This window comes from Methylophilus sp. (assembly GCF_052437885.1).
In the GTDB taxonomy this organism is placed as follows: domain Bacteria; phylum Pseudomonadota; class Gammaproteobacteria; order Burkholderiales; family Methylophilaceae; genus Methylophilus.
This window is the reverse complement of sequence record NZ_JBQVPB010000006.1, coordinates 191,352-202,848: the sequence shown is the minus strand read 5'-3', so window position 1 is coordinate 202,848 and position 11,497 is coordinate 191,352. Positions and strand designations below refer to the sequence as shown.

Here is an 11,497-nt window from a genome sequence, read left to right as displayed (position 1 = left end):
CAACTTTGGGTTCAACTTTGGGTTCAACTTTGGGTTCAACTTTGGGTTCAACTTTGGGTTCAACTTTGGGTTCAACTTTGGGTTCAACTTTGGGTTCAACTTTGGGTTCAACTTTGGGTTCAACTTTGGGTTCAACGGTTTGGGCAGGTTTTGCTGGTTGAGCTTCAGCGACATGCGCCACTGGTGCTGGCGCTGTTTTGGCAGGCGCTGCTGGGGTGACAGCGGCCGTTGCGGGGACTTCTTCGATATGTGCGACCGGGGTTTCTGCCGCAGATGCTGTCTTGGGCGAAGCACTGCCAGCCGGGGTCGCATCTACATCCAGTTCGACATCGTCATCCGGCAACTCCAGGATAGGCTCGCGATTGGCCTGCTGGTTGACGACGGTGATCTCGACATCGTCATGGGCAGGTTCTACCACCCGGTCTTTCAATACGAAAGGCAATACGATCAACATCAAAATGACCAGGGTGATGGCACCCACCAGCCGCCTGCGGGCCGTTTTTTTGAGTACCAGTTCCTTATCTGTCAAACTATCTCTTGCCATATCGTTTTAAATTCTCACTCGTATCATTTCGCATCTATCAAGCTACTAGCGCCCGATAGTTAATTTGGTGATATCCATAGCTCAGGTGTTATTTCCAGAATGGCAGCCACAGTGAAGAACGAGCCGAACACGATGATTTTATCATTTTTTGCCGCTTTTTTATAACAGCTTGCTAATGCTGCAGGCAGGTCGGCATGGGCTTGCAGTTGCCGTCCGCCAACCCTGTCTGCCAGGCATTGCTGCAGATATCCGACGCTGGCGGCACGCGGGTGCTGAATCGGTGCGATATGCCATTCATCAATGACTTCATGCAGGATATCTACCACGCCGGTGATATCCTTGTCTGACAGCATGGAGAATACCGCAAACACCCTGCTACCATCCGCACTCAGCTGTTGCAGATTATGCCGCAAGGCCCGTGCGGCATGCGGGTTGTGAGCGACATCCAGAATCACATCCGGCGCGCGCTGCCAGTACTGGAAACGGCCGACCACTTCTGTCGCAGCCAATCCCTGCCGCAAATCATCTTGCTTGACCGGTAATCGGGCTTGCAGCGCTTGCACTGCATAGATGACACTAGCTGCATTCTGCCATTGATAATCGCCAAACAACTTTAAAGACCCTATCGCCAATGCGCCCTGCGCATCCTGATATTGCGCCTGTTGCGTATCGCTGACGTCTATGCGGAAATCCACGCCCAGGCGCTTTAAAGGCACACCCAGTGTTTCGGCATAGCGCAGAAGTGAGGCCGGAGGATCTGCATCGCCGCAAATGGCGATCTGCTGCTGACGGTAGATGCCGGCTTTTTCATGGCCTATCAATTCGCGCGTATCACCAAGGAACTCCATATGATCAAGATCGACATTGGTGACTATGGCACAATCCGCGTCTACAATATTGACCGCATCCAGGCGGCCACCCAGCCCTACTTCGAGGATGACGATATCCAGCGCCTGTTGCTCAAACGCCCACAGTGCCGCCAGCGTGCCCATTTCAAAATAGGTCAGGGCGATCTCTGCCCGCGCTTGCTCGACCGCGGTGAACGCCGTACACAAGACCTCGTCGCTGATCAGATCGCCGTTCAGCCGTACGCGCTCATGGTATTGCACCAGGTGCGGCGAGGTATAGCAACCGACACGGTAGCCAGCTGTGGCATAAATGCTTTCCAGCATGGCGCAGGTCGAGCCTTTGCCATTGGTGCCGCCCACAGTGATCACGGTAAAAGGAAATTCAAGCTGCAGGCGGTCGGCGACTGCCTGCACCCGTGACAATCCCATCTCTATGGTTTTGGGATGTAGTGATTCAATATAGCTAAGCCAAGCCTCGACTGTGACAGGCAGCTCGGGCAAGGGTGACGACATCAGGCAACTTTGGAAATGTTCATGAAACTGGCTAGCAACTGGCTTAACCTGGCACGCATCTCACGGCGGTCAACAATCATGTCTATCGCGCCATGCGTCAGCAGGAACTCGGCGCGCTGGAAGCCTTCAGGCAAGGTCTCGCGCACCGTCTGCTCGATCACGCGCGGGCCGGCAAAACCGATCAGCGCATTCGGTTCAGCCACGATCACATCGCCCAGCATGGCAAAACTGGCGGATACGCCACCCATGGTCGGGTCAGTCAGCACCGAGATGTAAGGCAGACCGGCTTCGGACAATTTGGTCAGGGCAGCGCTGGTCTTGGCCATCTGCATCAACGAAAGCAGACCTTCCTGCATACGCGCACCGCCACTGGCAGACACGCAGATAAAAGCACACTTGTGTTCTATGGCGGCTTGTACGCCACGCACAAAACGCTCACCTACCACTGAACCCATGGAGCCGCCCATGAATTTAAACTCAAAGGCAGCCACCACTACCGGCACGCGCTCAACTGTACCGCGCATGACTATCAGTGCATCTTTTTCCTTGACGTCGCGCTGTGCGCTGCGCATACGTTCGGCATAGGTCTTGCTATCCTTGAATTTCAGGGCATCCACCGGCGTCACATCGGCGCCTATCTCAACCCTGGCTTCCGCATCCAGGAAAACATTCAGCCGCGCACGCGCGCCCAGACGGTGATGATGGCCGCACTGCGGACACACCTCCAGGTTGGCATCCAGGTCGGTGCGGTAAAGTACCGTCTGGCAGGCATCACACTTATGCCACAGCCCTTCCGGCATGTTGCGACGCTCGCCACTGACCGCGCGTTTGATTTTTTGAGGAATTTTATCTAACCAGCTCATAGTTTCTCCTGCTTGTATCTGGTGATGACTCTAGACAGAGTCGATCGCAGTACGTAATTCTTTCATCAAGGCCTGCACATTAGGGATCAGATTATTGACATCTGACTGTTCAATGGCAAGTACCATACGGCTACCCACCACCACCGCATCCGCGATCGCGGAGACTTCGCGCGCAGTGGCTGCATCTTTCACGCCAAAACCCACGCCTATAGGCAAGCTGGTGCTCTGGCGGATCTCGGTCACCCGTTTCTTCACTTCGACGATATCCAGGTTACCGGCACCAGTGACGCCTTTGAGCGACACATAGTAGAGAAAGCCTGTGGCCTGCTTTACGATCAGCTCGGTACGCGCTGGCTCGGTGGTCGGCGATAACAAAAAGATACTGTCTATGCCTGCCTGTGCCAGTTGCTGATTAAAATCCTCACACTCTTCCGGCGGATAATCGACCGTCAGCACGCCATCCACACCGGCGTCTTTAGCCAGCTCAACGAATTGCGCGGCACCCATGGCTTCAATCGGGTTTGCATAGCCCATCAGCACGATAGGTGTGTGCTGGTTGGTCTCGCGAAAATCCCTGACCATGGCCAGCACTTTACGCAAGCCCATCTTGTGTACCAGGGCACGTTCACTGGCACGCTGTATCACCGGGCCATCGGCCATAGGGTCAGAAAAAGGCACACCCAGCTCGATCACATCGGCGCCTGAAGCCACCAAAGCATGCAGCAAAGGCACGGTCTGGTCAGGGTGCGGATCGCCCGCCGTGATGTAGGGGATCAGCGCTTTTTTACCCTGCGCCTTGAGTTCAGCAAAAACAGTTTGGATGCGAGACATAGCAAGAATTCTTTTTTTAATGGATGAGGCTACAGCGTGATATTGGAGAGCTTCGCAACGGTATTGATGTCTTTGTCGCCACGGCCGGACAGGTTCACCAACACTGCCTGGTCTGGTGACATGGTTCTTGCCAGCTTCTCGCCATAGGCCAGCGCGTGGCTGGATTCCATTGCCGGAATGATGCCTTCGGTACGACACAGCTGGTGAAAGGCATTCATCGCCTCGTCGTCAGTGATGGCGACATATTCAGCGCGCTTGATATCTTTCAACCAGGCATGTTCAGGGCCTACGCCAGGGTAATCCAGGCCAGCTGAAATAGAATGCGTCTCTACGATATTGCCATCTGCGTCCTGCATCAGGTAAGTGCGGTTACCGTGTAATACACCGACCGGGCTGTTGGCAGTCAGCGGCGCTGCGTGACTGCCGGTCTCAAGACCGTGGCCGGCTGCTTCCACACCTATCAGGCGCACGCCTTCAACGTCTATATAGGGGTAGAAGATGCCCATGGCATTGGAACCGCCGCCTACACAGGCCACTACGGCATCCGGCTGGCGACCTATCATTTCCTGCATCTGCTGCTTGGCTTCTATGCCTATCACCGCCTGAAAATCACGTACCATCATAGGGTAAGGATGCGGGCCGGCGACAGTGCCGATAATGTAAAAGGTATCGGAGATATTGGTGACCCAGTCACGCATCGCTTCATTCAATGCGTCCTTGAGGGTTTTGGAACCACTTTCGACCGGGATCACGGTCGCACCCAGCAGTTTCATGCGGAACACATTGGGCGCCTGGCGTTTGACATCTTCTGCGCCCATATACACCACGCACTCCAGGCCCAGTCTGGCGGCTATGGTTGCGGTGGCAACGCCATGCTGGCCAGCGCCGGTTTCAGCGATCACCCGCGGTTTACCCATGCGTTTAGCCAGCAATGCCTGGCCTATGGTGTTGTTAATCTTGTGCGCGCCGGTATGGTTCAAGTCTTCGCGCTTGAGGTAGATCTGTGCGCCGCCGATCTTGTCGGACAGGCGTTTGGCATGGTAGATCGGGCTGGGCCGGCCTACAAAATGTTTGAGGTCATAAGCGAATTCCGCCAGAAACTCGGGGTCATGGCGATATTTCTCGTACATCACCCGTAATTCTTCCAGGGCTTCTACCAGGGTTTCTGCAACAAACACTCCGCCAAATGGGCCAAAATGGCCCCGCTCGTCTGGCATGTCATACACTTGCATGCGCTACTCCGTATATCATTCTGTTATTCAAACCGCCCTATTGCGTACCGCATCATGCGCTACTACCCGTTGCATGAATGCGGCTATTTTTTCCGGGGATTTGATCCCCTTTTGTGCCTCTACCCCGCCGCTGACATCCACGGCATAAGGCTGAACCTGCTGCAGCGCCTGCGTGACATTGTCAGGGTTCAATCCGCCAGCCAGGATGACCGGCTTTTGCAACCCCGCTGGAATCAGGCTCCAGTCAAATGTCTGCCCGGTGCCGCCGACTGCTTTTTCAGAAAAAGTATCCAGCAACAAGGCGTTAGCCGACGCAAAATCAAGCTCGCATTGTATCAAATTTAGTTCAGGTTTAACGCGGATCGCTTTGTAATATGGCAGATTAAATTTCTCGCAATAGTCTGCCTGCTCGTCACCGTGAAACTGCAGGCAGTCCAGCGCTGTCGCTGCCACAAGTTGCTGCACCTCAGCCACAGCCGCATTCACAAACAAGCCTACTTTACCGATATAGGGAGGCAAGGTCCTGATAATGGCCTGCGCCTGGGCCGCCGTCACAGCGCGCGGGCTGGGCGCATAAAACACAAAGCCAAGCGCGTCAGCACCGGCATCAATGGCTGCCCATGCATCCTCCTGGCGGGTGATGCCGCAAATCTTAACCCTGGTTCTTTTCATCTGTCTCATTCACTTTGCTTAATTCCAGCCAGCGTCACACGCAGGCAACTGCCAGCTGGCATCATAAGTCACGCCGGTAAAATACAGGCCGTCAGGCATAAAGGTAGGTGGCGAAAGCGTCCTGTCCCTGTTTTGTAACAAAGCGCCGAAAGCCGACACATCCAGCTTGCCCTGCCCCACATAGACCAACGCCCCCACCACATTACGGATCTGGTGTTGCAGAAAGGCATTCGCGCTGAAGCTGAAAACAATATACTGGCCTTGCTGCGCGACCTCGGAACTGTGCATGGTGCGTATGGGCGAACTCGCCTGGCACTCGCTGGCGCGGAAGGCGCTGAAATCATGTTCACCCAATAGCAATTGCGCTGCCTGCTGCATGGGCGCTACATTCAGGGGCCGGTGATACCAGCCCACACGCCCATGCTGGCTGGCTGGTGCTACCGCATGGTTGTAAAGCACATACTGGTAACTACGCGCCCTGGCGCTGAAGCGGGCATGAAAGTCGTCAGCCACTACACATGCCCAGCGCACCCGTACCCAGGGCGGCAAGTGTGCATTGGTGCCGCGCACCCACGCGGTTTGCGGCCGCTGTGCCGTGGTCTCAAAGTGGGCGACCTGCATCAGCGCATGCACCCCGGAATCGGTACGGCCAGCAGCATGCAGCCTTACTTTCTCGCCGGCAACCTTGGCGATCGCCTGTTCCAGCGCATCCTGAACACCGCGGCCATTCAGCTGGCTTTGCCATCCCTGAAAATAAGCACCATGATATTCAATGCCAATCGCAATTTTCATGGCGCATAGTATAAGGGCTGTCTGGCATAACGCCTAATGCTGGCCTGCGTTAAGCATGCATCTGGATGCAAAGATTGCTTTTACCTGGCGACCAGTAGCGACGCCAGGCTTCAGGCGCTTCTGGTCAGTTGCTCAAAAGAAAAAGGCCGGTTACCCGGCCTGTGTTTATGCTACTTTCGCCAGTAACTCGCTGGCACGCTGTCGCTGACGCTCGCCGCCCTCACTGAAGACTTCTTCTATCAGCTCCTTGGCGCCTATGATGTCTTCCATGTCGATATAGGCCTGGATCAGATCCAGCTTGGTATTCACTTCTTCCGGCTCACCATCGAACTCCAGCTCTGTGTCTTCCGGCTTGGCGCCCAGGTCCAGTGATATCTCGGGGAAAGCGTTTTCGCTGCTCAAAGTATCTTCAGGCACCCGGCTAAGCTTGTCGTCATCACTGCTATCCAGGCTGATCTCTTCTAGCGTCAGCGCATCGTCTTCTTCGGGTGTAGCATTAAATGCCGCGTCATTCGGGCCACCCAGCTCAAGTGACAGTTCAGGTAAAGATTCAAACACTGCATCATCAGATGAGAGCGTCTGTTCGCCTGTCGTCGTCTGCGTTCTGTCAGGACGACGGGTGTCAGTATCAGCCAGCGCTTCATCCAGATTCAGTGAAGGCAGGTCTAAAGCCTTGGGTGTCAACTCGGCATCATTCGCGCTATCAGGCGCAGAGGCCGCTTCAGTTGTTTCTGCTGTCGCAACCGGCTCAATATCGAAATCGCTTTTACCAGGCACATCCAGCACGGAATCACTTTCCAGCGGCTCAGTCTCTGGCTTGGGTTCCTCCACAAGTTCAGGCAAAGCTTCTGCCCGTGACGGTTGGGTAAAAGACAGCCGGTCGTCTTGCTGCTCAGGCTGATTATTCTGAGCTTGTTGATCCTTCTCCTCAGCCTGATCTAGCTCATCAGTCTGATTTAGCTCATCAGTCTGATCCAGGCGATCATCATTCAATGCATAATCAGCAGGCAGGCTGAAATCTGTCTGTAATTCGGCGAATTTTTCTGCTGCCGGCTCAATGACTGCTTCAGCCGCCGCATCGTCAACAATGGCAGGCTCGGTCACACTTCTGGCAGGCTTGTCAGATGACTCAAATTCAAGCGCAGGCGCTTCAAAATTAAAGTGATACCCTTGCTCGGCATCGTCGGCTTCAGGTACCGGGGCTGCAGTGGCCGGGTCATCCAGCGCAGGCATCTGGTAGAGTGAGTTCTCAGGGTCCAGCTTTTGCCCCATGGCGACTACTTTAGACCATGTCTGGTCGTTAGGGCCGACATTGGCATACACTTCACCTGCCAGCGATTCAAACGCAGCCTTGTTATTGGTGCTTTGATAGATCTCAAGCAACTTCAGCTTGAGTTCCTGGCGTTCCGGGTCTTTCTGGATCGCATCCTTGAGTATCTCTTCTGCCTGCGCATCGCGACCATAGGCCATATAGACTTCAGCTTCGGCGATCGGGTCCACATCATGTGAATCTATCATACCGCCGACACCGCTTTGCGAGAAATCGGTCAGGAATGAAGTGTCGCCAGAGGCGGCTTGCGTATCACCAAACACGGTGTTGTTCTGCATTTCAGTGGCAGGTGCAGTCAGGATCGCGTCTTCAAAGGTATCGATTTCTTTTTTGCGGCGTATTCTGATCAGTGCCCATACGCAGATCAGGATAGGCAGTGCGATCAGAGCCCATGGCAATACCGGGCTGATGTTCTTCAGGCGCTGCAGCAAAATGTGCATGAATGAAGGCTGCTCTGGCTGCACTGCCTGATCTGCTGTTGCAGGAACTGTTGCAGCTTCAGGCACAGCTGGTGCCAGTTCTGCCGCCGGTGCTGGCTGTGTTTCAGCAGGCACAGCAACAGCCGGTGTTTCCGCTGCTTTGGCAGCAGGTGTCTCAGCCTGAGCTTGTGCCGCTTGCGTTTCAGCCGTGGCTTTCGCAGCGTTGTTCTCAGCCTGTGACAAGGCATTATTCTTCAATTCCATCAGCTTTTTCATGTCCGCGACTTGCTTTTCCAGCGCTGCGGCACGAGATTGCTCTTCCTTGATGGCGTTTTCTTTGGCAGTGGCTTCTTCCTGGGCAGCATTGGCTGCGGCCTTGGCCGCTGCTTTATCTGTCTGCGTCGCGGATTTTTCATCGCCTGCAGATAGCTTGAGCACATCTTTACCCGCCGGGGCCTGTGGCACAGGTTTTTCCTGCGCGCTGCCTATTTTGCCGGCGGATTGCTGGGTGTTGCCGCCGGTTTCACTGGCAGCAGAATTCTTCACTACATTGGACAAGGCATTCTTGTAAGCAAGCCAGTTGGTGTTATGTTCAGCCACCAGGTTTTTGGCCTGCTGGTTGCTGATGGCATTCAAGGTGGCCTGATCCGGCATGCGGATGATCTTGCCCACTTTGAGGCGGTTCATGTTCTTACCGTCGAACGCATCCTGGTTGGAGCGGTAAAGCGCTGCCAGCATTTGCTCCACACTGACATTGTCCGGCTTCATCTGTCTGGCGATCGCATACAAAGTATCACCGCGCTCAGTGGTCAGCGGATCAGCTGTGACGTTATTATCTGCAGCTGGCTCCACAGGTGCGCTAGGCTTGGCGGCTACCCTGGGGGTTGCCGGTTTTTTGGCAGTAGGTTTGCTGGCCTCTGGCTTTTCTGTCTCAACTACAGGTGCGGCAACCGCTTTAGGCGCTTCTGCTGGCAGGTCCGGCTGGCCGGTGACTGGCAAGCCTGCAGATTCCGAGACATAGTTCGAGTTGAATCCGGGCGGGTCCAGCAGCAAGGTATACTCTTTGACCAGGCGCCCGGTCGGCCAGTCCACCTGGATCAGCATATCCAGGAAGGCTTCGGTGATCGGTTGTGAACTGGTGAGTTTGAGTATGGGCTGGCCTTTGCTATTGTTGCCGACCGCGATCTGGATATAAGGGTAGGAAGCAGGTTTTTCCAGCATCTGGTCCTGATAGACCTGATCAGCCGCCAAAGCCGCCTGGATAGTGCTTAACTCGCCTGGATTAACAGCCAGCAATTCAATTTCTGCATTCAATGGCTCCCCGAGTTTTGAGCTGGACGTCATGGTCCCCAGACCAGCAGCGTGTGCAGTGATGACTGCGCTCAAACTCAAGGTTAAGGCTAATTTTTTTAATTTAAATTTATGCACCCTTGTTAACCCTTATCAATTCATGGCGTCTGTGAACATAGCATCAATCAGTTAGCCACGCAAGCGCGCCAACTGCCTGTCTGGATGCTACAAACTTGCCTAAATAACACTCTATCATCCATTAAACCTTAATGCATGAAAAACAAAAGCCCGAAAAGACCATGATTTCACTAACAAATCATGGCTTTACGGGCTGTATTCTAAACAATTACTTAAGCTTCAACCAGAATACGCAACATGCGACGTAAAGGCTCGGCGGCACCCCATAATAACTGGTCGCCAACAGTAAAGGCCGACAGGTACTCACCACCCATGGCCAGCTTGCGCAAGCGGCCCACTGGGGTGGTCAATGTGCCGGTCACCGCGGCAGGTGTCAGCTCGCGGATGCTGGCTTCACGCTCGTTCGGAATGACCTTGGCCCACTGGTTGGCTTCTGCCAGCATCTGGTTGATCTCATCCAGCGGTACATCCTGGCGCAGCTTGAGGGTCAGAGCCTGTGAATGGCAACGCATGGCGCCTATGCGCACGCATAAACCATCGATCACGATAGGGTCGGCTTCGCGTCCCAGTATCTTGTTGGTTTCTGCGCCGCCCTTCCATTCTTCCTTGCTTTGGCCGTTACCCAAATCTTTGTCTATCCAGGGGATCAGGCTTCCCGCCAGTGGCACGCCAAAGTTCTGGGTAGGCATCACTTCGCTGCGTATGGTGTCAGCCACGCTACGGTCGATATCGAGGATGGCAGAAGCCGGGTTTGCCAGCAACTGCGCGGAAGATGCATGCACCACACCCATCTGCGCGATCAGTTCACGCATGTTTTGTGCGCCGGCACCAGACGCTGCCTGGTAAGTCATGGAGGTGGCCCACTCCACCAGGTCAGCCTTGAACAAACCGTTCAAGGCCATCAGCATCAGCGAGACCGTACAGTTGCCGCCTATCCAGTTTTTACCGCCCTGGCTCAAAGCATCTTTGATCACATGCATATTGACCGGGTCCAGGATCACCACCGCGTCTTTATCCATACGCAGGGTAGAAGCCGCATCTATCCAGTGGCCGTTCCAGCCACTGCTGCGCAATTGCGGAAAGATCTCACTGGTGTAATCACCACCCTGGCAAGAGACGATCGCATCCATCTTGCCCAGTTCGGCAATATTCCTGGCATCTTTCAAGGCAGGCGACGCTTTGCCTACTTCAGGCGCCGCACCGCCTGTTTGTGATGTGGTGAAAAACTGCGGCTCGATATCAGCGAAATCGTTCTCTTGCACCATACGTTGCATGAGCACTGAGCCCACCATCCCGCGCCAACCTACAAACCCTACTTTTAACATGTTATCTCGTTATTCTCGCCGGTCATTCCGGCATAAAAACATTATTGAGAGGACTTTCTCTGCACGGCTTCACCCGCTTTTTCCATATCCTTGCCCACCCCGTTCATTGTGTTGCAGCCTGCCAACACCATCGCTACCACCACCAGCATCATTAACTTTGACATTTGTTTTCTCCTAAAAAAATCAATCCCTGAAATTACCGAATTTCAATGGAAAATCGGTCACATTCTTTTTAACATACGCAATAGCGTCCTGCAATAAATCGCGTTTAGCACCATTGACCCGCACTGTATCGCCTTGAATAGTGGCTTGCACTTTCATTCCGCTGTCTTTGATCAGTTTGGTGATTTTTTTGGCTAAGTCGCTATCAATACCATCTTGCACGCGCAAATCCTGCTTCACCTTGTTACCTGAGACTGTTTGTACATCCTTGTGTTCCAGTCGCTTAGATGATTCAGGTTCTTTCTTTTCCATCGATGGCAGCAAAATATCTTTTATCTGATCAAGCTGAAAATCATTGTCACCAAACAAGGTAATCACTTTGTCTTTTTCGTTAAATTCGACTTTGGCAGATGTCCCTTTGAAGTCATAGCGATTGGTGATCTGCTTGATCGAAGCATCAATCGAATTCTTCAGGTTGACCATATCGACTTCAGATGTGATATCAAAACTTGGCATTTTAAAAACCTTTCAAGCGATG

General features: G+C 53.8%; 10 protein-coding genes and 1 pseudogene. All 11 read right to left on the bottom strand.

Going from position 1 to position 11,497, the window contains the following annotated elements; translation table 11 throughout:
• A pseudogene (locus ACT6RZ_RS08745) lies at positions 1-529 on the bottom strand (SPOR domain-containing protein); the annotation flags it as partial.
• Between the two features lie 74 nt (positions 530-603).
• Positions 604-1,905, bottom strand: a complete 1,302-nt coding sequence (gene folC, locus ACT6RZ_RS08740) for a bifunctional tetrahydrofolate synthase/dihydrofolate synthase (RefSeq protein ID WP_444701738.1) — start codon at positions 1,903-1,905, stop codon at positions 604-606.
• On the bottom strand, positions 1,905-2,768 hold the full coding sequence (gene accD / locus ACT6RZ_RS08735; RefSeq protein ID WP_444701737.1) for an acetyl-CoA carboxylase, carboxyltransferase subunit beta: 864 nt from the start codon (positions 2,766-2,768) through the stop codon (positions 1,905-1,907). The genes folC and accD overlap by 1 nt, the downstream gene beginning before the upstream one ends.
• 30 nt (positions 2,769-2,798) lie before the next feature.
• A complete protein-coding gene (gene trpA / locus ACT6RZ_RS08730; RefSeq protein ID WP_444701736.1) occupies positions 2,799-3,599 on the bottom strand; it encodes a tryptophan synthase subunit alpha in 801 nt (266 codons plus the stop codon).
• Between the two features lie 29 nt (positions 3,600-3,628).
• Complete coding sequence (gene trpB / locus ACT6RZ_RS08725) at positions 3,629-4,831, bottom strand: tryptophan synthase subunit beta (protein ID WP_444701735.1); 1,203 nt, start codon at positions 4,829-4,831, stop codon at positions 3,629-3,631.
• Positions 4,832-4,858: 27 nt separating this feature from the next.
• Entirely contained in the window at positions 4,859-5,503 is a 645-nt protein-coding gene (locus ACT6RZ_RS08720; RefSeq protein WP_444701739.1) for a phosphoribosylanthranilate isomerase, read from the bottom strand.
• Positions 5,504-5,521: 18 nt separating this feature from the next.
• Positions 5,522-6,295, bottom strand: a complete 774-nt coding sequence (truA, locus tag ACT6RZ_RS08715) for a tRNA pseudouridine(38-40) synthase TruA (protein WP_444701734.1) — start codon at positions 6,293-6,295, stop codon at positions 5,522-5,524.
• A gap of 165 nt (positions 6,296-6,460) precedes the next feature.
• Positions 6,461-9,472, bottom strand: a complete 3,012-nt coding sequence (locus tag ACT6RZ_RS08710) for a FimV/HubP family polar landmark protein (RefSeq protein ID WP_444701733.1) — start codon at positions 9,470-9,472, stop codon at positions 6,461-6,463.
• 212 nt (positions 9,473-9,684) lie between these two features.
• Positions 9,685-10,797 carry an aspartate-semialdehyde dehydrogenase gene (asd, locus tag ACT6RZ_RS08705; RefSeq protein WP_444701732.1) on the bottom strand — a complete coding sequence of 371 codons (1,113 nt, stop codon included), beginning with the start codon at positions 10,795-10,797 and terminating at the stop codon, positions 9,685-9,687.
• Between the two features lie 41 nt (positions 10,798-10,838).
• Positions 10,839-10,961 carry an entericidin A/B family lipoprotein gene (locus ACT6RZ_RS08700; protein ID WP_379055539.1) on the bottom strand — a complete coding sequence of 41 codons (123 nt, stop codon included), beginning with the start codon at positions 10,959-10,961 and terminating at the stop codon, positions 10,839-10,841.
• 19 nt (positions 10,962-10,980) lie between these two features.
• The gene (locus ACT6RZ_RS08695; RefSeq protein ID WP_444701731.1) at positions 10,981-11,475 is read right to left on the bottom strand and encodes a YajQ family cyclic di-GMP-binding protein; all 495 of its coding nucleotides are present in this window, start codon (positions 11,473-11,475) and stop codon (positions 10,981-10,983) included.
• Between the last annotated feature and the right edge of the window lie 22 nt (positions 11,476-11,497).